Source organism: Streptomyces zhaozhouensis, assembly GCF_900230195.1.
Taxonomy (GTDB): Bacteria; Actinomycetota; Actinomycetes; order Streptomycetales; family Streptomycetaceae; genus Streptomyces; species Streptomyces zhaozhouensis.
The window spans coordinates 115,159-137,677 of the sequence record NZ_OCNE01000006.1 but is presented as its reverse complement, the minus strand read 5'-3'; the positions used below and the strand labels follow the sequence as shown (position 1 = coordinate 137,677).

The 22,519-nt window shown below is 70.4% G+C and carries 13 protein-coding genes and 1 pseudogene; 6 read left to right on the top strand and 8 right to left on the bottom strand.

The annotated features are described in order from the left end of the window. Positions 1-124: 124 nt before the first annotated feature. Complete coding sequence (locus tag CRP51_RS11585; RefSeq protein WP_097231012.1) at positions 125-2,038, top strand: DUF2207 domain-containing protein; 1,914 nt, start codon at positions 125-127, stop codon at positions 2,036-2,038. Positions 2,039-2,056: 18 nt separating this feature from the next. Here CRP51_RS11585 and CRP51_RS11580 read toward each other — a convergent pair whose 3' ends face one another. Next, positions 2,057-4,609, bottom strand: coding sequence for an NACHT domain-containing protein (locus tag CRP51_RS11580; protein ID WP_097231011.1), 2,553 nt, complete (start codon positions 4,607-4,609; stop codon positions 2,057-2,059). A 311-nt stretch (positions 4,610-4,920) separates the two neighbouring features. Between CRP51_RS11580 and CRP51_RS11575 the strand changes: the two genes are divergently transcribed. Beyond that, complete coding sequence (locus CRP51_RS11575; RefSeq protein ID WP_097231010.1) at positions 4,921-5,328, top strand: DUF3224 domain-containing protein; 408 nt, start codon at positions 4,921-4,923, stop codon at positions 5,326-5,328. A gap of 283 nt (positions 5,329-5,611) precedes the next feature. Here the strand turns inward: CRP51_RS11575 and CRP51_RS11570 are convergent, their stop codons facing one another. The 4 genes and pseudogenes from CRP51_RS11570 to CRP51_RS11555 form a co-directional block, all read right to left on the bottom strand. After that, positions 5,612-5,905 carry a hypothetical protein gene (locus CRP51_RS11570; RefSeq protein WP_097231009.1) on the bottom strand — a complete coding sequence of 98 codons (294 nt, stop codon included), beginning with the start codon at positions 5,903-5,905 and terminating at the stop codon, positions 5,612-5,614. Beyond that, positions 5,898-7,175 carry an RHS repeat domain-containing protein gene (locus tag CRP51_RS11565; RefSeq protein WP_500691297.1) on the bottom strand — a complete coding sequence of 426 codons (1,278 nt, stop codon included), beginning with the start codon at positions 7,173-7,175 and terminating at the stop codon, positions 5,898-5,900. The genes CRP51_RS11570 and CRP51_RS11565 overlap by 8 nt, the downstream gene beginning before the upstream one ends. A gap of 23 nt (positions 7,176-7,198) precedes the next feature. Further along, a pseudogene (locus CRP51_RS11560) lies at positions 7,199-8,152 on the bottom strand (RICIN domain-containing protein); the annotation flags it as partial. 132 nt (positions 8,153-8,284) lie between these two features. Continuing rightward, on the bottom strand, positions 8,285-9,706 hold the full coding sequence (locus CRP51_RS11555) for an endo-1,4-beta-xylanase (protein ID WP_097231008.1): 1,422 nt from the start codon (positions 9,704-9,706) through the stop codon (positions 8,285-8,287). Positions 9,707-10,903: 1,197 nt separating this feature from the next. Here CRP51_RS11555 and CRP51_RS11550 point away from each other — a divergent pair. Further along, a complete protein-coding gene (locus CRP51_RS11550) occupies positions 10,904-12,331 on the top strand; it encodes a non-reducing end alpha-L-arabinofuranosidase family hydrolase (protein ID WP_439333154.1) in 1,428 nt (475 codons plus the stop codon). 340 nt (positions 12,332-12,671) lie between these two features. Here CRP51_RS11550 and CRP51_RS28460 read toward each other — a convergent pair whose 3' ends face one another. The 3 genes from CRP51_RS28460 to CRP51_RS11535 are packed head-to-tail and all read right to left on the bottom strand — an operon-like array spanning position 12,672 to position 17,902. Next, a complete protein-coding gene (locus tag CRP51_RS28460; RefSeq protein ID WP_141514579.1) occupies positions 12,672-13,112 on the bottom strand; it encodes a transposase in 441 nt (146 codons plus the stop codon). A 55-nt stretch (positions 13,113-13,167) separates the two neighbouring features. Continuing rightward, the gene (locus tag CRP51_RS11540; RefSeq protein WP_097231005.1) at positions 13,168-13,425 is read right to left on the bottom strand and encodes a S1 domain-containing protein; all 258 of its coding nucleotides are present in this window, start codon (positions 13,423-13,425) and stop codon (positions 13,168-13,170) included. A gap of 16 nt (positions 13,426-13,441) precedes the next feature. Then, the gene (locus tag CRP51_RS11535) at positions 13,442-17,902 is read right to left on the bottom strand and encodes a DUF6531 domain-containing protein (RefSeq protein ID WP_097231004.1); all 4,461 of its coding nucleotides are present in this window, start codon (positions 17,900-17,902) and stop codon (positions 13,442-13,444) included. A gap of 825 nt (positions 17,903-18,727) precedes the next feature. Here CRP51_RS11535 and CRP51_RS11530 point away from each other — a divergent pair. From CRP51_RS11530 to CRP51_RS11520, 3 genes are all read left to right on the top strand, one after another. Next, positions 18,728-20,455, top strand: a complete 1,728-nt coding sequence (locus tag CRP51_RS11530; protein ID WP_097231003.1) for a sensor histidine kinase — start codon at positions 18,728-18,730, stop codon at positions 20,453-20,455. After that, a complete protein-coding gene (locus tag CRP51_RS11525; protein ID WP_097231002.1) occupies positions 20,452-21,180 on the top strand; it encodes a response regulator in 729 nt (242 codons plus the stop codon). The genes CRP51_RS11530 and CRP51_RS11525 overlap by 4 nt, the downstream gene beginning before the upstream one ends. A 504-nt stretch (positions 21,181-21,684) precedes the next feature. Then, positions 21,685-22,461, top strand: coding sequence for an ABC transporter ATP-binding protein (locus tag CRP51_RS11520; RefSeq protein ID WP_097231001.1), 777 nt, complete (start codon positions 21,685-21,687; stop codon positions 22,459-22,461). Positions 22,462-22,519 lie beyond the last annotated feature (58 nt).

Below are 22,519 nucleotides of genomic sequence, written 5' to 3'. Positions count from 1 at the left end.
TCCTGGCTCCGCACTTCGGCTCCGGCGCCCTGGGCCGGGGCGGCCGACGGCGGAACCTCCCCGTTGTCAGACATGGCCGTTAGTCTCCTTTCCAGTCGGAGTGAGGCGATACGGGGGCCAGGGGATGCGTGCGGGGTCGGTGACGGCGCGGCGGCGGCGCGACGCGGGGTGGCTGCTGGCGGGCGCGTTGGTGGTCGGACTGGTCGGGCTGTTCGGCGCGCTGTTGGGGTCGGGTCCCGGGGAGCGCGTGCCCCGGATGTGGGTCGGCGCTGAGCTGGCGGAGGACGGCACGGCCCGGATCACCGAGGTCGTCGACTACGACTTCGGCGGCGAGCGGCGACACGGCATCCTGCGCGACATCCCGGGGACGGACGCGGGCGAGGTGAGCGACGTCTCCGTGACGGCCGACGGCGAGCCCGTGCCGTTCCGCGTCGAGGAGGAGACCGAGCCCTTCACGCGCGTCGTGATCGGCGACCCCGACACGACGGTGACCGGAGCCCACCGGTACCGGATCGACTACACGCTCCCGAGCCTCGGGGACGAGCAGTGGCTGGCGTGGGACGCCGTCGGCGCCGGGTGGGAGGTGCCGATCGACCGCATAGACGTGCATCTGACCAGCCCGTTCGCCCTGCGGTCGCCGGTCTGCGCGGCGGGCGGCGCGGGTTCGGGGGACGACTGCGGCGGCCAACGGCAGTCCGCGCCGGGACAGTTGACGGTCGTGCGGGACGGTCTGGACGCGGGCGAGGGGCTGACGCTCTACGCCGAGATAGGCGCGCCGGAGCCGGACGGCGCGGCGCCGCTGCCGCGGCCGCCCGGCGGCGCCGCGGACGCCGTCGAGCGCGGGGACGGCGCGGCGGCCGGGTGGCTGTGGGCCACGCTGGCGGCGATGCTCGCGACGGCGCTGGTCGCCGAGTCGGTGCGGTGGGCCGGGCGGGCGCGGGTCGGCCGGCCGGACGGCGGCAGCCGGCGGACGGACGTCGCCCGGCTCGCGGCCTCGGTCACCCCCCGGGACGAGCCGCCGGCGGACATCGACCCGGCGCGTGCCGGCATCCTGCTCGCCGACCGGGTGCGCGACGAGCACCTGGCGGCGTGGCTGCTGACGGCGGCGGCGCACGGCCACCTGACGGTCAGCGGCGGCAGACGCCCGGTGCTGCACCGGGTCGGCGAGGAGCCGACGGGCGCCGACGGCGCGGCCTCCGCCGACGGCGCGGAGCCGGCCCGGGGCGCGAGCCCCGCCGAGAGCGCCCCGATCGACGCCCTCCCCGTGGAGGCCCTTCCCCCGGAGCGCGCCGACCCGTTGACCCCGGAGTTCCTGGAGACCGTGTTCGCCCGCAAGCCGCGCGTCCCGCTCGGCCAGTACAACAGGGCGTTCGCCAACGCCTGGAAGCTGCTCCGCGAGCGGCTGGAGGAGTGGCGGCGCAGCGGCGGGGAGGGGCTGTGGGAGCCGGCCGGCGAGCGCCGCCGCCGGGCGGCCCGCCGGGCCGGCGCGGTCGCCGCCGCCGTCGGCACGGTCGCGGTGGCGTTCGCGGCCACGGATGTCGCGGACCCGGGCGCGGGCTGGCGGACACCGCTGGCGCTGGGCGCCGCCCTGGCCGGCGCGGGGCTCGCGGCCCTGGTGCGCGCCTGGGAGCTGCGGGCGCTCACCGCGCGCGGTTCCCGACTGTGGTGCGAGACCGAGTCCTACCGACGCCACCTGGCCGAGACCGAGGACCCGGTACCCGCCGACCGGACCGCGGCCTGGGCGGTGGCCCTCGGCGCGGGCGGGACCTGGACGGCCGCCGCGACGAGGGCCGGGCGCCGCGGCTCCCGCGCCGGGACCCGCCTGCCCGTGGACGACGCCACGCACCGGCCGCTGCTGGCCGCCCACCTCCCGCTGGCGGCCGTCGCCGCCGCGACCACGCCGTCCTCCTCGGGCTCCGCCCTCACCTCGGGCTCCTCCTCCGGCTCCTCGGGCTCCGGCTCCTCGGGATACAGCGGCGGCGGCGACAGCGGAGGCGTCGGCGGCGGGGACGGCGGGGGAGGGGGCGGCTCCTGGTGAACGCCGAGGCGCGCCGCCTCAGAAGACGACCTCGCCTCTGCGCGCGAACCGCACGTCGACGCCGGGCGGCAGCGAGGGCACCGAGCCCTCAGCTCCCTCAGGAAGGACGAGCACGCGCAGCGCCGGCAGGGCCGCCAGCCACGCGGCGCCCCCCGCGCCCCCGGCACCCCCCGCGCCGCTCCGCGCCCGGAGGCCCTCCCGGAGCCACAGATGGGTCAGGCGCTCCCCGTCGACGAGCTCCACCAACTCGCCCGGGTCGCAGTCGAAGGCGACGTGCACCCGGCTGCGCCCGCCCAGCGCGCGCAACGCCCGCAGATGCTCGGGACGATGAACGGTGAAGTAGACCCCCCGCTCGTCCACGTGCCGCAGCACCTCCTCGGCGTACCGCTCGGTGTCGAACCGGTGCCAGCACCAGACGAGTTGACGGCGGACCTCCAGACTCGGGTGCGTGCGGTAGCGCGCCAGCAGCGGGAGCGCCGCGTCGTCACCCGTGCGCCCCGCCGCCGCGACCACGAACGGTGCCTCCCGTTCGCCGCACGACTCCGGCCCCGGCAGCAGCTCCAGCACCACGCCCCCGCCCCCGTCCGCCAACTGCCGCGCCGCGGCCCAGTCCCGCGGCGGAACCAGCTCGGAGACCCGCGCCACGACCCGAGCCCGCACCCCGGGGTCGACGCGCCCGGCGTGGTCCAGACACGCCGCGGCCAGCAGCGCGCCGCGCACGGTGCCGCCCGCGACCAACCCGTCGAGAATCCGCGCCGCTTCCTCCGGACGCCCCCGTGCCACCGCCATCCGCACGACGTCCTCCCCGCGGACCTCCCGGGCGATGCTCAGCAGCAGCGGGAAGTCCCCCTCCTCGACAAGAGCCTTCGCACCCAGGAAATCCCGGAACGTGCCGTGCGTGAACTCGACGGAACCCCCCGCCGACGCGCGCAGCACACCGGACCGTTCCACCAGGGCGTCCCACGCCTCCTCCGCCGCGACGGAGGCGCGCCCCGGCAGGGCGAGCAGCGCCCGTTCGACCTGGCGCAGCGCGTCCGGGCGCCCCACCTCCGCCACCCCGTTGCGGATCATCCAGTACGCCAGCCGTTCCAACAGCCGCATCGACGTCTCGCCCGTGCCCCCCGGACCGCCCTCCCGGCGTTTCCACAGCGTGTGGAGGGCGGCCTCGAAGAGTTCCCCCCGCCCGCTCGGCAGCAGCGCCCCGCTCCCCTCCCGGTGCCACGCGCACAACAGACCGCACAGCAACGGATTCGTCGCCAGCCGCGCCAGTCCACCGTTCGCCCCGACCGCGGTCACCAGTGACTCCGCGCGCTCCTCGTGCCCTCCCGCACGCCCGGCGTCGACGGCACCGTGCCAACGGCGGACGAAACGCGCGACCTCCCCGCGCCCCATCGGTGACAACGACGCCTCGGCGAAACCCTGCTCGGCCAGCCAGCCCTCGGGCACCGCCGAAGGGCGCGCGGTCACCAGCCACAGATTCCCCGGGAACTCCCCGACCAGGTCGTCCACCCAACGACGTGCCTCCGCCCGCTCGTCCTCCCCGAGCTCGTCCACACCGTCGACCAGCAACACCCCGCGCCCCGCGCCGAGCACCCGGTCCACCCACCCGTCCGGCTGCCCGCCGGCGACCGCGCTTCCCACCCGGCGCAGAAAGTCCTCCGGAAGCGGAAACCGCCCCTCCCGCACGACTCGTCGCAGCGGGAGAACGAAAGGCACCCGTCCGAGGAGATGCCCGGGAGTCTCGTCGAGACTCTGCCGCGCCGTCGCCACCGCCACCCACTGCGCCAGCGTGCTCTTCCCGGCGCCCGCAGCGCCGCGCAACAACACCCGCCCGTCCCCCGCCAACACCCGTTCCGCCGCGGTCGGTCCGTCCGGCAGAACCGTCGCCTCCAACGACACATAGGCGCTGTCCAAAGGCACCCGGAACCCCGTCGAGACATCGGCCGCCGGGATACTCAACCGGCCGTGCGCACGCACCACGTGGTCGGCGTAGCGCGTCTCGAACCGCACGTCCTCCGCCGCTCGGCGCGGAACACGAGCGGCCAGCAGGTCAACGGCCGCGACCAGACCGTCAATGCGCCGGGTCTGCTCGATCAATGTGCGGGAAACGAAGGTCGACCGCTGGCTGAAGAAATTCAGCACGTGCAGACAGCAGATCTCCAACAGAGCGTCCAACCGCGCCTCCACCTCGGCCGACACATCCACCGGCCGCCGCAACCGCCGCGCCAACTCCCGGTGCCCGAGCGCCACGGCCTGCACGTCGTCCATGTCGAGATCCCCGAGGCTGTGCAGACACCGCACCAACGCCTCGACCAACTCCCGACGCCCCTCCCCATCTGGCGCCTCGTGCGGCCCACCCGCCTCGAGGAAACGCCGCACCAACGCGCCGGCCAGCTTCCGCAACTCCTTCTCCGAAAGCTCCCGCCGCTCCCCCCGAAACGAGACCAGAGAAGCGATCCGCACCGGGCGATCCACCACCCCCGCCCCGACCCCGTCCCGCACGAACAACTTCCTGACCAGCGGCCCCACGACACCGGCCGCGACACGGGCGGAGGCGGACGCAAGCTCCATACCGGCAGATGCTAGGCGGCGCGGGGCGCGCACTCGACAGGGTGCGCCCGCGCGCGGTCGTGACCCCCTGCCGCCGCGGCGCTCGTGCTGGTAGCTGATGTCGGAGCGCGAGCGACTCGTCTGCTTGCAGGCACCGACCAGTCCGGCGCCGGCGAGCCACACTTCGTCAGGGACGGCGGGTAGTCGAAGCCGGGCGGCAACTCGCGGACCATCTCTCCTTCCCTGGCATTGCGGGGGAGTACAGCGTCTCGGCCTCGGAGCACGGCGGACTGTGCAGCGGCGGTGTCAGTGGTGCCGCATACGATGCCGACATGCGAGCCTCAGGAACGTTCCACGTCGCGGATTTCGCCCCGGCACCGGTGCCGAGCCCCGCGATCGAGACGGCACTGCCCGTTGATGTCGCCACGATGGAGAAGCGGTACGAAGGCGAGGTCGCCGGCCGCTCCGCCACCTTGTTCACCGCGGCGTTCGAGCAGTCCGCCGGGACGGGGACGTATCTCGCGATGGAGTCCTTCGAAGGCACGCTCCATGGCCGGGCGGGCGCCTTCAACTTCGCGCACTCCGCGACGACCCTGGGAGAGGGGAGAGAGAACGAGTTCTTTGCCATCGTGCCGACCAGCGGCACGGGCGCGTTGGCTGGAATCACGGGGACCGGCGGGATCGCCGTCGACGCGGACGGCACTCACCGCATCTGGTTCGACTACGAACTCGGCCAGTAGCCCGGCGCGTCACGAGAGGCTCCAACCCGGAGCCCCGTCCCTCCGCGACGGTGGTCGCTCCCTGCTGACCGGGTCCTCGAACGCGAGTGCGCTGACACGGACGGGGTCTCGGGCGCCGTCCCATTGGCTGAATGAGCGTTTGCCGATGTGCCCCCAGCCACCGATCGGTACCGACCCTGCAGGCCACGCATCGGGCACGATGCCAGGACACTGCCGTCGGCCTGTCTGATGTCGGGTCCGTCCACGGTGACGCCCGTAGTCCCGGTCCCCGGCTCCCTGGTCGTCAGTGTGGGGCTGTGGAACGCAAGCGCGTCCCGTGGCGCACGTAGGAGACAGTGGGACCCGAAAGCTGCACCTTGGCGTTGTGCGGCGGGTCAAGGATATCGACCATGCGCTCGTACCGCTTGATCCAGTCGATGCGAAGTGTGCCGTCCTGGGCCGGAGCCTCAGCGTCCGTGCCGGCCAGGACGAGGGTCCCAGGTTCGACGACTCCGGAGAGGCAGCGCACCACACACACCGCGCTGCCCTCCTGGGTGCTCTCCACGTGCTCGACGGCGAGTTCTACGGGACTAGGCACGTCTTGCGGCCTCCGCTACGAATTGGTTGATCTGGTCGGTGGAAAGTTTGGGGGTGTTCTCCAGAACGGAACTGAGCTGGTCCAGAGGGACATTGCGTGGGACGTCGATCCCCATGTCGCCCAGGATCTCCCGGGCCGTGGCCGAGGGGATCTCGATCGTCGCGCGTTGGGCCAGCTCCGATGCCGGAAGCTCTACGGCCACCTCGGCTTCCGCTCGAATGTACCCGGCGTGGGTGGGCACCCCGTCCAGGGCCGATGTCGGGATGATCTGTACCACGTCGTCACCGTACTGCGCTGAATGCGTCGCGAAGATCGTGGCCACACCGGGGTCGCTGCTTGTCGGTGTGATGCCCACACGCTGTGTTCCGGAGCTTCCCGCGTAGCCGCGCGTAGTTCCACGGAAGAGGTGGCACGGGCTGAGCCCGTGCGGGTCGGACCAGATGTGTGGGTTGTGGGGGTAGGTGACGGGGTTCCCTGCTGGGGCGAGGCCCAGCGGGTCAGGCGAGGTGAAGCGTCCGAGGGCGGGGTCGTAGTGGCGATGGAAGTTGTAGTGCCAACCCGTCTCCGGGTCGGCGTACTGGCCGGGAAACCGCAGCGGGGTACTCGCCCGGTTCGATGGGGAGGGTCTGGCCTCCCCCCAGAGTGTTGTCGTCGCCTCCCAGGCGATATCCCCTTCCTCGTCTACGAGATGGGTGGGGGCACCGGCCAGGTCGGTGACGATCGCGTAGAAGCGGTGGTCGTAATCCCGCTGCGTCGCTTCCCCGTCACCCACCAGCCGTTCCGTCTGGCTGAGTGGCCGGACTCCGTCGTATTCCCAGGTGAGTACTGCGAGGGCCGACTTGTCTGGGCACAGGCTGACCTGTTCCACCAGGGTGGTGCCCTGCCAGGTGAAGGTCGTTCCGTCGACGACTTCTCCCCGGGCGTCCACACGTCGTTTCTCCACGCGTCGTCCGAGGGCGTCGTACACATAGCGCCATCGGGCGCCGTCTGGTGTCACGACCGAGCTCAGCCGGTCCTCGGCGTCCCACTCGTAGCACCAGGTGGCGGGTTTCTTCGACAAGCGAGACTTCTGGCGCAGCACCGTGCGGCCAGCCCGGTCGTACTCGTAGCGGAACGCGCCGGCGCGGTCGACGCGGCTGCCTGTGAGTGAGCGTTCGCCCCAGGCTGAGCTCTCTTGGCTCTCTTCTCCGCCCTGCCAGTGGGCCGATGCCTGGTTTCCCCACTCGTCATACGCGTACCGCTCCGTCCAGCGCGGTGTGGTGACGGAAATGACCCGACCGACCGGGTCCAGGTCGAAGCGCAGCCGTTGTTGCTGACGAACCTGTCGCGCAGGGACCGTCCTTGCGCGACGTTGAGGACGGAGTCGCTGATGCCGTGGATTCCGAAGTAGGCGATGGGCTGGTTGCCGCCGCTGCACCCGCTGATCTGGGCGCCGGCGATGACCGCGACGGCCCTGAAGTCGTTCGCCCGGGCGCAGGCGAGTGCTTAGCTCATGCCGCCACCCCAGCTGAAGCCCGTGGCGAAACGCTGTGCCTGGTTGACGCAGAGGCCTGCCTCGATGCGCCGGATCATGTCGTCGACGAAGGTGACGTCCTCACCGCCCGCGTTGGCCCAGCCGTTGTCGAGACCCTGGGGGGCGACGAGGATCGCGGTGTTGTTCGACTATTCCTGCTGGCCGTAGTAGGACCAGGCGGTCCCGCTCGTTCCGCCGGAGGCGACGTCCTGGGCGGTTCCGCCTCGCCAGTGGAAGGCGAAGATCAGCCGGTAGGGGTGGTTGTCGTCGTAGTTGTCAGGGACTCTGAGGTTGAAGCTGCGGCTCGTGCCGCTGCTCTGCATCGTGTGCGTGCCGTTCGTCAGCCCCGGTGCGCTGCCGCATCCGCCGTCGCCACCGGACGACAGCTTGATCGTTCGCCATTGCTGGTTGGTGCCGCCCCAGTCGGCGTACTGGATGACGCTGCCGCCGTCGGCGGTCGAGGCGTCCCGCACCTCTACGGCCTTGCCGCTGCCGCGGTTGACCAGCCGGACGTGGTCCGCGTCGGAGTCGGCCAGGCTGAACCGCCGGTTGGCCCCGTCGTGGCGCGTCCACTGCCGCGGCGCGGCGCCGTCGGCGGTCGAGGCGTCCGCGGCGTCCAGTGCCTTGTCGCTGTTGCGATTGACCAGGACGTACCAGGCGTCTGTGTCCACCGCCGCGGCCTCGGCGGACGCCGACAGCCCCTGGGCGGGCGTGGTGATCACCGAGGTGAGCAGGCCAGTCGCGAGGACAGGACCGCCGTCAGCACGGCGGTGAACCGGGACCGCCGTCGGGTTCCGTGGGGGCGGGCGGAGCGAGCCGCACCATGGGTCTTCATCGACTCGCTCCGCGGTCAGCGACAGGCCTTATCAGGTGACGGTCCAGCGCTGGTTGCTGCCGTTCCAGCAGGAGTAGAGCTGGAGCAGGGCGCCGTTGCCGGAGCCTGTGGCGTCGAGGCAGAGGCCGGACTGGACGCCGACGATGGAGCCGTCGGAGTTCACGCGCCATTTCTGGTTGTCGCCGCCCCAGCAGCTGTAGATCTGGACTCTGGTGCCGTTGCCGGTACCGCCGGCGTCCAGGCACTTGTCGCCGTAGATCCTGAACTCGCCGTCGGCGGTGTGCGTCCACTGCTGGTTGGTGCCGCCGTGGCAGTCCCACAGATGAACCTGGGTGCCGTCGGTGGTGCTGGAGTCGGGCACGTCCAGGCACCGCTCCGCACCGCCGCCCCTGATCTGCCCACCCGTGGGGGGCGTGGACGTGCCGCCGTTGAGCGCGTTGAGGACGGCGTCGTAGGCGGGCTTCTTGCTGCCGTCGTTGTTGAAGAGCAGCGGCGTGTGGTGCGATCGCCAGGAGTCGCTGTCGCGCACCCCCCAGACGGTGACGCCGACGCAGCGCGCGACCGCCAGGCAGTCGTTGGTCACGTTGGCGAAGGTCGTGGGCGAGGCGCCCTGGATGTCGAGCTCGGTGACGGACACGTCGACGCCGAGCGCGGCGAAATTCTGCAGGGTGGTGCGGAAGTTGCTGTTGTAGGGGTTGCCCTCGTTGAAGTGCGACTGGAAGCCGACACAGTCGATCGGCACGCCGCGCTCCTTGAAGTCCCGGACCATGGCGTACATGGCCTGGGTTTTGGCCGCGTTCCAGTTCTCGACGTTGTAGTCGTTGTAGCAGAGCTTGGCGGCCGGGTCGGCGGCGCGCGCGGTGCGGAAGGCGACCTCGATCCAGTCGTTGCCGGTGCGCTGCAGGTTGGAGTCGCGCCGGGCTCCCGAACCGCCGTCCTCGAAGGCCTCGTTCACGACGTCCCACTCGACGATCTTGCCGCGGTAGTGGGCCATCACGCCGTTGATGTGGTCGATCATCGCCTGGCGCAGCTCGCCGCCGCCGAGGCTCTGCATCCAGCCGGGCTGCTGGGAGTGCCAGGCCAGGGTGTGGCCGCGCACCTGCTTGCCGTTCTGCACCGCCCAGTTGTAGACGCGGTCACCGGCGGTGAAGTTGAACTGTCCCCGCTGGGGTTGGGTGGCGTCGATCTTCATCTCGTTCTCGGCCGTCACCGAGTTGAACTCGCGGTTCGCGATACTCGTGTACACCGAGTCGCCCAACCTGCCCGAGGCGATGGCGACGCCGAAGTAACGATCGCTCTGCGCCGCCGCGGCGCCGAGCGTGCTCTCGGCGGCGTGTGCGCTCGGCGGGTTGACCAGTGCACCGACCACCCCGAGGACGCCGACGACCAGCGCTGTCAGCAGTCCGCGGAACTTTCGGCGGGCGGTGGGTGGGGATATGGCATACGAGCCCATGACTGTGCCTCCTGGGTAGACGTCACGGAAGGGCTGAAGCGCGGCGGAGTCGTCGTCCGCCTCCACGCGGCAGGCGGAGGAGGCGGGCCGGGACCCGGGCATTACGGGATCACCGGACACCGCGGGCGCGCCGAAGGGCAGCGGATTCGGCGGGGGCGATGAGCGACGCCGACGCCAGGCCGTGGTGGACGACCACGGCCGCGCGTACCGGACGCGGGACCACCACGGCCGCGCTTACCGGACGCGGGGCCGTCGCGGGGTTTCGACAGAGGCATGGGGTGCTCCATGGCGGCTCAACCGGCGGACCGCCACGCGTCGTCGCCTACCTCTCCACCTGTGCGAAGAGCCAGGACGCGCGGGCGTGGACCTCACCGGATCGGAAACGGGGTGGCGCGGTGCCGTGGTGCGCGGCTCTGCCGTGCACCACAGATCGCTCGGGGCCGACTGTTCGAAGTGCGCACGGCAACTGCCTTCTCAGACAGTGAGATTGCGGGATCGACGGGGGGCCGTCAATCCTCCTCGCGAAAAATATTTCGGGTCTGGACCGAGAGTTTCCGGAAGCCTGGCGCGTTCGACGGGGACCGCCGGACCCGCCGTGCCGCCGTCGGTGGGGGCCGTTGGCGCGGGCCCCGACGAAGGGATCGAAACAGCAGGTAGGCAAGGTCGGGCGGCCCCTGGTGCCGCTGGGTCCACGTGCCGGCCGGTCGCGCGAGGTCGAGTACCGGCCAGGGTCGGACGTGTTCCCTCAAGTCCGAAGGAGAGGGGCTGTTTATGGACAGATAGGTGACAGGTCTTGACCGAGAGGCCCTACGTTCCTAGCTTGTGGCGCCAAGGAGTCCATGAAGTTTCGTAAGTTTTCGATGCTTGATGCTTCCCGCCCCGGAGGTCTCCATGGCCAATCCCCACCGGACGCCCAGTGGATCCGCTGGCGTGACGGCCCCCCGGCGGTAGCCCTCACAACCGGTCGTCAGCCGGAACGGCCGAAGGCTGGAGATATCTCGTCTCCGCCCACGGCGAAGTGCTCCGGCTGAGCGCCCGGCGCACCAACTCCTCGGCATACGCGGCCGCTTGCGCACCTCTCCCGTCCCTGACCCCCGGGGCGGCCGTTCCGGTTCATCGGGGTCACCTCACCCCCGACCCCAGAAAGGGATGCCTCCCATGTGGCTTCGCCGTCCGTCCCCGCTCCGCCTGAGACGTATGCTCACCATCCTCGCGCCCTTACTGCTCGTGGCCACCTTCCTCGGCGCCCAGCCCGCCAGCGCGGCGACCATCGACCCCGACGCCTCGTATGTGCTGGTCAACCGCAACAGCGGCAAGGCACTTGACGTCTACAACCAGGCGACCGGCGACGGCGCCCGCATCACCCAGTGGACCAGAAACGATCAGGCCCAGCAGCAGTGGCAGTTCGTCGACTCCGGCAACGGTTACTACCGCATCAAGTCGCGCCACTCCGGCAAGGTCCTGGACGTTCACAACTGGTCCACCGAGAACGGCGGCTCGATCGTCCAGTGGGCCGACCTGAACGGCACCAACCAGCAGTGGCGGCTGGCCGACAGCTCTGACGGCTACGTGAGGTTCATCTCGCGCCACAGCGACAAGGCCCTCGAAGTGCAAGGCGCCTCCACCGCCGACAGCGCGAACATCGTCCAGTACGACGACTGGGACGGCGCCAATCAGCAGTGGCGGCTCGTCAAGGTCGGCGAGGGCGACCCCGGCCCGTGCGCTCTGCCATCGACATACCGCTGGACATCAACGGGCGCGCTGGCGGAGCCCAGGCCGGGCTGGGTCTCGCTCAAGGACTTCACCGTCGTCCCCCACAACGGCCAGCACCTCGTCTACGCGACGACGCACGACACGGGGACGCGCTGGGGTTCGATGAACTTCGGCCTGTTCGGCGACTGGTCGCAGATGGCCTCGGCCAGCCAGAACGCGATGTCAGCTTCCACCGTCGCGCCCACGCTCTTCTACTTCGCGCCGAAGGACATCTGGGTGCTCGCCTACCAATGGGGCAGGACCTCGTTCTCCTACCGGACCTCGAGCGACCCCACCAACCCGAACGGCTGGTCAGCCGAGCAGGAGCTCTTCTCCGGAAGCATCTCCGACTCCCCGACCGGCCCCATCGACCAGACGCTCATCGCCGACGACACGAACATGTACCTGTTCTTCGCCGGTGACAACGGCAGGATCTACCGGGCCAGTATGCCGATCGGAAACTTCCCGAGCAGCTTCGGTTCGACGTCGACCGTGATCATGAGCGATACGCAGAACAACCTGTTCGAAGCCCCGCAGGTCTACAAGCTTCAGGGCGAGAACCGCTACCTCATGATCGTCGAGGCGATCGGCTCGCAGGGCCGCTACTTCCGCTCGTTCACGGCCACCAGTCTGAACGGCTCGTGGACGCCCCAGGCCGTGACCGAGAACAACCCCTTCGCCGGCAAGGCCAACAGCGGCGTCACCTGGACCAACGACATCAGCCACGGCGAACTGCTTCGCACGAGCCCCGATCAGACCATGACCGTCGACCCCTGCAATCTGCAGTTGCTCTACCAGGGGTGCAGCCCCAACTCCGGCGGCGACTACGGCCTCCTCCCCTACCGTCCGGGCCTGCTGACACTGCGGCGCTGACGGCGCGACACGACTCCGGCTCCGGCACGGAGCCGACGTGGCGGGCTCGGCCTTCCGCCGAGCCCGCCGGGTCGCGCGACCACGTCGGCACTCGTACGGCGACGGGGCGCGGGGAAACACTCAGTGAACTCGGTGGGGGTAACGCTTGCGCCAACATCTCCGGCGTGGTTCAGGAGGGTGGTGTTGGCCACCGAAGGCGCCGGATCGGCTCGGGCGCAAGGCCCGGGTCTTTGCGGTGACATGGCTTTCCGAGCTCGCTCCGCCACGCCGCTTGTGCGGTTCCGCGAGTTCCGACTGCATTGTCCTTGGCTGGCAGTCTCAGAGCGCGTTTGCAATTCGGTTATGAGGTGTGTCGCAGGGGTCGCCGTCCGGGTCGGGTCGTGGATTGACCACGGGTGAGTCGGCGGAGTATCACGTCGGTCATCGCCCGGCGGATCATGGTGGCGGAGTGTGCTGGGTTGGTTTCGTAGTCGCTGGCCAGCCGGCGGCGCATGGAGATCCAGCTGAACGTCCGCTCGACCACCCAGCGCCGGGGCTGGACAGCGAAACCACGCTGGTCAGGCGACTTACGGAAAATCTCAAGCGTGCGGCACAGGATCTGGTTGGTCCACTCCACCAGACGTCCGGCGAAGCCGGCGTCTGCCCAGATCAGGCGCACCGATGGGTGGTCCAGACGCGTCCACAGCAGTGGACTCCTGGCCCCGTCGCTGTCTTGGACGCTAGCGGAGACGACGTGGATGGCCAGCAGCAGGCCGACGGGTAGCCCCCCGGCAACACTCACACACCGCTCAACGACCAAGCCCCAGACAAGGCACTCCAGATCTCAAAACGCGCTCTCAGGCGCGATGCCCACGAAGCCCACGAGCGATTTCCATGTCCGCCGCGAGTGCGCTGACACGGACGGGGTCTCGGGCGTCGTCCAGGACCACGACACGCATGGTACTGCCGATCTCGGGGAGTGGTTTGTCGTGGAGCCATGCCGGGAGTTTCAGATTGTCAATGAGTCCGGCGATGTCGCCGTCGAGCTGAACGAGTACGCCCCAGGGAGCGATCTCGGTGACGACCGCCTCGAACTCCTCATGAACAGAAACCATTTCTCTTTTGCGCCCCTCACATCGGAATAAATGTCCGCCGCCCGCCGGTGAGCTCGTTGAACCGGGCCAATCGATCGGCCGGAATGGCCCACTCGATGCGCGGGGTACCGTTCGGTCCAGCCCAGTCGTAGCGATGCATACAGTCCATGAACTCGTTGACGAAGGCCGGGTCCATATCGTAGCGAACCATCCCATCTGCATATCCACGTCGCCCCTGGTACTCGGCTGCCACGCTTCGCTCTCCGAAATACGCGCCGGACTGGCGCGTGACGGGTGGGAAGTTCGCCGGGTCGGGCCCGTTTGCCAGTTCGTCGGCCAGGTCATCACGCCTGGGGGTGCGGTAGATGGAGAAGTACTCGTCGCAGCCGGACAGGCCGAGTGGGTCCGTCCACAAGAACGGGTTGTGGACGTACGCGTGGTGGTCGAGCGCCGGGAACAGCCCAAGTGGATCCGGTGACTGGTAGCGGGCTGTCTCGGGTGCGTAGTAACGGTGATGGTTGTAGTTCAGGCCGGTCTCGGAGTCGTGGTATTGGCCTGGAAAGCGCAGAGGACAGTCCGCATCACCCGGAGCGTTGCCAGTGGTGACGCCCCACACGGTTGTGTTCCTCTGGGGGAGGACGCGCCCGGCGTCGTCCACGAGTTCAGTGGGAGTCCCGACGAGGTCGGTGACGATGGCGTAGAAACGCTCATCAAGGTCAACTTTGTCCAGTTGCGCCACGGGACGGTCGGAACCCGGCTCCCACTCCCAGGTTGTGGTGTGCCCGTTGTGCGACTGCTCGATGACGCGCGTGCCATCCCAGACGAAATTCGTCTGTTCCTCCACGCTGCCATCACTGGCTACTCGCAGCTTGGCGATTCGACGGCCAAGCGGGTCGTAGAGATAGCGCCACATACTGCCGCCGGGCGTCTCCACGGCCACGAGCCGATCGTCCGCGTCCCAGACATACCGCCAGTCCCTCGTGCCTCCAGACAGCAGCTTCCGAGATCGTCGGATCACCCGGCCCTGTGCGTCGTGTTCGTATCGAGTACGGCCGGCACGTCGGACCAGCGTACCGGCGTAGACGCGTTCGCCCAGCGCGGCTTGGTCCTCCCCGCGCCAGGTGGCGTCGATCACGTTTCCCACGGCGTCGTAGCTGTAGGACTCCAGCCGTTCCCCGGAGTCGACGCCTGTGATGCGGCCCGCCGCGTCCAGGGTGAAGCGGCGTTCACCCGACATCCGGTCCGTGATCGCTGTCATGTAGCCATCGGCCCGGTAGGCGTAATCCCGCCGCTGAATTGACTGTGGTTCTCCGCCTCTGCCGGCGCTCGACCCGGTGAGAGTCTGGGCGGTGAGCCGGCCCACGGCATCCCACTCCTGGGTGAGGCTGACGGCTCCGACAAGACCACGCTCGATCTCGCGGCCTGCCGCGTCGTGGGTGAAACCGATGATACGGCCGGCGATGTCCACAGTGAGCGGGCGGTGCGCCTCGTCGTACCGCCACCGGCTGACCGTCCCCGACGGTGTACGCCGGGACGTTCGCCGACCCAGCGTGTCGTACTCGGCAACCATCGTTTGACCGTTGCAGGTCTCAGCGATGACGCGACCGAGCGGATCACGTTCGAGAGTCAGTACGGCGTCCGCGTTGCTGGCGTGAACGATGCGGCTGAGCCGGTCGCGTTCGAAGACGGTGACAGCGTCGCCGGCGCGCCGCGTCACGATCTCGCCGAGGGCGTCACGGGTGAAGTATGTGGTCTGGCCAGCGCCGTTGGTTTGCTCAGAGAGTCGCCCGGCAGCGTCGTAGCGGTAACGGATCGTGCGGCCGTTGAAGTCGGTCTCGCTGACCACTCGACCGCAAGCGTCGTGAGCGTAGGTCCACACGAGACCCAGCGGGTTGGTGACCGAGGTCCTGTTGCCTTCGGTGTCGTGGGCGTACTCGGTGCGTGCGCCGTCCGGACCGACCCGAGAGGCGGGCAGGTCAAAAGGTCCCCATCGGTAGGCGGTCACGCCGCCAGCTGGGTCGGTGTACGCGATGAGGTGGCTTTCGGCGTCGTATGCCCAGGAGTCAGCACTGCCGTCGGGCAGGTTTCTGCGCAGAGGCTTGCCCTCCACCGACCACGTGACTCGGGTGACACCACCCGTCGGATCGATCGTCTCGGCCACGCGCCCGAACGGGTCCCGAGTGCAGCGGGTTATGGAACCGTCTGACTCGGTGACTGCGGTCGGCAGCCCCGCCGCGTTGCTCTCCAGATGTCGCACGCCGCCCAACGGGTCAGTCGCACGGAGCAGATGGCCGTGGCCGCTGTAGGTGTAGGCCGTGGTGTTCCCGAGGGGGTCGCTGACGGCGACCAGGTTCCCGCGTTCGTCGTAGCCCTGTTCCCAACGCTGACCGCCGGGCTCGACGATGAGGACGGGCTGCCGCTTGTCGTTGTACTCGGCGGTGGCCTGGTTGCCGTCAGCGCGTCGGATCCGGATCAGATTGCCATCGCCGTCGTACGTGAACTCGCTGGTGCGACCCAAGGGGTCGGTCATCGTCAGCAGACGGTCGTAGCGGTCGTGGGTGCGGTGGGTGCGGTGGCCAAGGGGGTCGGTCTCAGTGAGGAGTTGGTAGCTGTCGTTGAACTGGTAGACGGTGGTGTTGCCGAGGGAGTCGGTGAAGAGGGTCCGATAGCTGGCCTCGTCGTAGGCGATGCGGCTGCTGAGGAAACCATCGATACCCTCCGTGCGGACGCAACGACCGCTGCCGTCGTAGGTGTAGCGGTACCAGGTGCCGTTGCGGTCCTCCCAGCCGGTGATGCGCCGCTCGTCGTCGTAGGAAAGTACGAGAGGGAGCTCCGACGAGTTGTGGATCTTGAAGAGGTTGCCGCGCCCGTCGTAGGCGTAGCAGCGCAGGATCGGCCGTTCGGGATCGTTGAGTAGGTGGAGGTGGGTGATGCGACCGTTGGCGGTGGTGATCCCGATGTGGTACCCGCCGTGGTGGACGACATCTGTGGGCGCACCCTGCCCGTCGTAGTGGATGGCGATGTGGTTGTCATTGCGGTCGGTGATGGCGGTGAGGGGGAGTTCGCCACCGCGGCGGCCGGGGACGGGCGCGAAGTGCAGGGTATGGCCCGTCTCGGGCTGATGGACCGTAAGTGGCGTCCCGGGATCGCCGTCCCAGGAAAGGCCCCAGCGTGGGCCCTCTACCGGCTGCACTGGCTCGTCGGGGGCGGGGCGGGGGTAGTCGAGGATCATGCCGTCGGCGGTGATGAACCGCAGACCAGCCTCGTCGAGGACCAGGCGCTGGTCGAGGGTCGATGTCCAGGAGGGGCCGAACCAAGTCCCTTCGCGGAGGCTGGTGCGATGATGCCGACGGATGACCAACGGGAGGACGCCGGGCAACTCGATGTCTGTCTCGGACATGACCATCTCGCCGGTGGCCATGTCGATCGGATCGGTGCGGCAGACCAGGTTGTCGCCGCCCCGGCCCATGCGGCGAATGCCCCGCCCGAGCCCTCGCACTCCCTGCCGCAGCCCTCGCAGTCCTGTGCTCGCGGCCCCGCGTAGTCCTCGGGCGAGGCCGCCGAGGGTGGTGAGTCCTTTCATGCCGGGGATGCAGTCGAGTGCCGCGAAGGCGACGTCGAGGAGTCCGGCTTCTCCTCTGGCGTATTTGATGAGGGTGTCGGCGAGGACGACGATCGCGGCGGCGAGGACGACCCAGGCGAGGGGCCCGCCGATGATGAGGACGACGATGCCGAGGACGGCGACGATGACCTTGCAGATCTCGACGAGGGTGTCCCAGTTGTCGGTGGCCCATTTGATGGCCTTCTCCCACCACCGCCGGTTCTGGATACCGGCGTCGCTCGCCTCGTCGATGTCGCGGGCGCACTGGCGTGCGGCTTCCTCGCGCATCTCCTGCGCGTCCAGGGCGAGTTGGCGGGCCGCGGTCAGGCGTTCCTCGGCGTCGTCGACCCGGCTCTGGGCGGCGCCGGCGGCGGCTTCGGCGGCCTGCTGGTCGCGGGTGGCGGCGCGGACGTCGGCCTCGTCGGGTGGTTCGACGTTCTCCTGCTCCCCCTCCCGTTGGAGGCGTTCGGCTTCGTCGCCGGCGCGGCCGACCCAGTCGGTGGCGTCGCCGAGCGCGGTCTGGGCGGAGGCGAGGTCGGCCTGGGCGGTGACGGCGCGGTCCAGGGCACGGTCGGCCATGCCCTGGGCGGTTTGGAGTTTGGGCCAGTAGGTGTGCAGGGCCTGGCTACAAAGGGAGTAACTGTCCTCCAGCTTCGTCAGGTTGTCCGGAACACCGTCGAACTCCCGCCGGAAGGCGTCCGCGGACAGCCCCGCCCACTCCAGCATGGCCCGTTCGCCCGCCATGCCCCGGATCTTGCCGAGCGCCTCACCGACATCGTCGGCGAACTCCTCCAACTCATCCGCCAGCTCCCGGACCTCGTCCGGATCCCCCGGCGTCGGATCGCGGTCCATGTCCACCGGTGACCAGTCAGACGGCCGCGCCATGATCCCCCCCAAGCCGCTTTCCCCAAAGCGGACGAAACACTACTCAGAGAAGTCGACGCGAGCAACGGGTGACCGACGGCACCGGGGAGGCCGGGCGCACGGAGGCGCAAAAAGTAAGGCCCAGGACGCTGACCTGGGCCTTGCCTACAAGAGCGGGCGACGAGAATCGAACTCGCACTCTCAGCTTGGGAATCATCGCGCCTCCGGCGGTTGCCGGGCCACTGATCTGCTGAAACGTCACACTCGGTGCCCTGTTCACCCCCCGCTGGGGAACCCCGTCGACTGCGGGTAAGCGTTCTGACGGGCACGCGTCGGGCACGGCACCTGACGGGAGCCGGCAGTCCGCCGGCCCCGAGCGCAGTACTCGGTGTCCTCGCCCCGCCTGGTGTTCGGAGCGGAGACAGGAAGCCTGTCGCGCTGCGGCCAGGTCCTCGCCGAGGCTGTGGGCGCGGCTTTCGGGTGGCGGCGGCTCGGCGTTGGCGTTCACCGGCTCCCCGGGACGCGAGTACGGCGCCGCTCCCGGTGAGCGGTGCGGTAGATCTTCAGCCGACGGCACGACGGCACGACGGCACGACGGCACGGCGGCACGGCGGCACGGCGGCACGGCGGCACGGCGGCACGGCGGCACGGCGGCACGGCGGCACGACGGCACGACGACCCACGCCCACGCCGGCGCGTGGTGTGTCGGCGGCAGGGCGCGTCGTCGCGCGGCCACGCGGCACGGTGCTCCGGCGTGCCTCACCAGCTTCCCGCGACCGGTCGCCTCTGCCGAACGGGAGAGGCGACCTCACCCCCGGGGCCCAGCGACCCCGCTCTGGCAGACCCGACAATTGAGCCATGGCTCCAACCCCCCACAGCTTCCTCACTGCCCCGGGTGAGCAGCGGCACGGGCGGTGGCGCGCGCTCTGGGAAACGACCGGATCCGGGCTGCTGATGCTGCTCACCTACTCAACGATGGAGGGCTTCACCCCGTCTCCGCCCGTCCTGCCTCTTCTCCTCCTCAGCGGCGCCATCCTCGTCCTCCTCGCTGTCCGTCGCCGCTATCCGATCACCAGCCTCCTGGGCGCGTCCGCCTTCCTGGGCGCGCTGCCCGCGGCCGGACTGCCGGTCGCGGTGATCGCCTACACCACGGCCAGGCAACTGGCCTCCGCACGGCGCAGAACGTCCGTGCTCTTCGGCGCGACCGGTCTCCTCGTGGTCGTGGCCGCCGTTGTCGCACCGCTCTACGCGGCCGGCAGCCGCTCCTTCGGCTTCGGGCTCGGGCTCGTGCTCGCCGCCACGACGTTGCTGGTCCCCGGTCTCGTCGGCACCGCACGCGGGCAGCAGGACCGCCTGCTGCGGGCGCTGGGGGAGCGCGCAGCCGCCGCGGAGGAGGCCCGACGGCTCGCGGAGAGCGAGTCCCGCACCCACGAGCGGTCCCGGATCGCCGCCGAGATGCACGACCTCGTCGGCCACCGGCTCAGCCTGATCTCCCTGCACTCCGGCGGCCTGGAGATGGCGTTGGGCAAGGAGTCACCCGAACTGCGCGACGAGGCCGCGTTGGTACGCAAGGCCACCGGGGACGCCATGCGCGAACTGCGCGAGGTACTGGGGGTCCTGGGCCCGCTGGGGCGGGACGACACCGGCACCGGCGCCCTCACCGACGCCACCGGCACCCGGGCCGACATCGAGGCGCTCGCCGAGGAGTCGCGACGGGTCGGCATCGCGGTCGCACTCACCTGGGACGGACCCGATCTCGACGTCCGCCCGGCCATGGTGCGTCGCGCGGTGCACCGCGTGGTGCGCGAATCCCTGACCAACGTGCACCGTTACGCCCCGGGATCCCACGTCACCGTGGCCGTCACCCACACCGACGACCGGGTGGGCCTCCTCGTGCGCAACGGGGCCCCGCCCTCGCCCCCGCCCGCGACGACCGGCCTCGGCACGGGGCGCGGCCTCACCGGTCTGCGGGAGCGGGTGTCCCTGCTCGGCGGCACGCTGGACGCGGGACCGACCGCGTCCGGAGGTTTCGCGGTGACGGCCGATATCCGGCCGGAACCCGACCCTGAGGCGGACCCCGCCGACACGGGCGAACCCGCGCCGGAACCGCTCCCCCAGCCGCCCCCGGCCCGGTCGTTCGACGGGTTCCAGCGCCGCGCGGCGAACGCGCTCACCGGCCTCCTCGGACTCGCGGGACTGGCCGTGCTGATGTTGCTCTCCCTGGCCCTGTTCCACTCGGCTCGCCCCGGAAGTCCCTATGTCCCGCCAGAGGATCCCCGGATCGGGATGTCCCGCGAGGAGGTCGAGGACGCCGTCGGGAGCGACAGCTCGGTGGTCCGCGCGGCGGCGACGGGGCGGGAACCGGCTCGCCCGGACGACGTGACGAGGTGCGTCTACCCCTCGTTGCCGGGCGAGCACATCGTTCCCCAGCACGTACGGGACGATCCCGAGATCGACGCCTGGACCTACGACGGCGCGGCGCACTACCTCATCACCCGGTACTGTTTCCGCGGTGACGAACTGGCCGCCATCGACCGCTTCACCGTGCCGATGGTGTCGCAGAAGCCCCCGTGGGAGGCCCTATGACGGAGCCGTCGGCTCACGACCAGCGCCCGATCCGCGTGCTCCTCGCAGACGACGAGGAGATGATCCGCCACGGCGTGCGGCTGATCCTGCGGCACGCCGAGTGCGTCGAGGTGGTCGGTGAGGCCGCCAACGGCGAGGAAGCGGTGCGCCTCGCCGCCGAGACCCGTCCGGATGTCGCGCTGGTCGACATCCGGATGCCCGTACTCGACGGGCTCGCCGCGATCGAGCGGCTGGTCGCCCTCGACCCCCGCCCGCAGGTCGTCATGCTCACCACCTTCGGCGACGAGGAGAACGTGCTACGCGCGCTGCGGTCCGGCGCCGCCGGCTTTCTCCTCAAGGACGAAGGTCCGCAGGAACTCGTCAGCGCTGTCCGGGCCGCCGCCGTGGGGGACTCGGTCCTCTCGCCCGGCGTCACCGGAGCGGTCATCACCCGCATGCTCAGGGGCGGAACCGGCACGCCGCGGACCGCGCGCGGGGTGCCGGACCCCGCGTCGAGCCCCGATGCCTCGCCGACGGCCGCGCGACTGCTGGGGAACCTCACCCAACGGGAGCGGGACGTCCTCGTCCTGTTGGGGCAGGGCCTGGCCAACCGGGAGATCGGGAGCCGCCTGGACATCGGCGCGGGCACGGTGAAGACCCACGTCAGCGCCATCCTGGAGAAGACGGGCTCGGAGAGCCGCGTCCAGGCCGCGGTGCTGGCGTACCAGACGGGGTTGGTCTCCTGAGCCGGGACGGTCGGGGCGCGCGATAGCCCCGGGGACGCTTCCCCGGCGTGTGCGGTGGGCGTGCCGAGCCGGGGTGGTCCGCGCCGACGCCGCCCTCCGACTCTCCCGACACCGACCATCCCGACCACGGGTCGGTCGACGGGTGTCGTGGCCTCGTCGGGAGGTGTCGGCCGCCGCTGACCGCCCGCCGCAGACCGGCCACCCTGGCCCGGACCGGCCATCCTCCAGCCCGAGTTGAGAGGCGCTGGGCGAGCAGCCGCCGTTGACCGGGCCGCGCACGCCCGCGTCCCGGGCCACGGGCCGCCCACGGGTGGCCCGGCGCGGACGACGGCGGTGGCCTCCTCTGCCGGATGGCAGATCCACCGTCCGCAGCGAGGAGGAGGGACCGCCCCGTGCCTGCCTTTTCGGGGACCCGGTATCCACGCCCTGAGGCCCACGTTTCCGGGGCGCGGCGTCGTGAGGATGGAAGCAGCCCAACCGCTTCCGCACTCCTCAGGAGCCGACATGCACAGGCACCCAGCAGCCACCGGCCGCGTCCACACCGTCGCCGCGGCCGAGGCCACCCAGTTGAGCAAGGTCTACGGCGAGGGCGAAACCCGGGTCGTCGCCCTCGACGGCGTCTCGGTCGGTTTCGCGCGCGGCCGGTTCACCGCGATCATGGGCCCCTCCGGCTCGGGCAAGTCGACCCTGATGCACTGCATGGCCGGGCTCGACGCGATCACCGCCGGTTCGGCGCGCATCGGTGACACGGAACTCTCCACTCTCGGCGACCGCCAGCTCACCAAACTCCGGCGTGAGAGCGTCGGTTTCGTCTTCCAGGCCTTCAACCTGCTGCCCACGCTGACCGCTCTGGAGAACATCACGCTGCCGATGACCATCGCGCGGCGCAGGCCGGACCGGCAGTGGCTCGACACGATCGTGGACACCGTGGGCCTCTCCGGGCGGCTCTCCCACCGTCCCGCGCAGCTCTCCGGCGGCCAGCAGCAGCGTGTGGCCGTCGCCCGGGCCCTCGCCTCCCGGCCCGAGATCATCTTCGCCGACGAACCGACCGGCAACCTGGACTCCCGCTCCGGAGCCGAGATCCTCGGCTTCCTGAGCGAGTCCGTCCGGGAGTTGGGCCAGACCGTCGTGATGGTGACCCACGACCCGGTGGCCGCGGCCTACGCCGACCGAGTCGTCTTCCTCTCCGACGGCCGCCTCACCGACGAACTGCTGGGACCCACCGCGGAGAGCGTCCTGGACCGGATGGGCCTCTTCAAGGCCAAGGACCGCACCACCTGACGCCGGCCAGCCCCACGGACTCCCGCCGCGCGAGCGCGGCCCCGCCATACGATCCAGG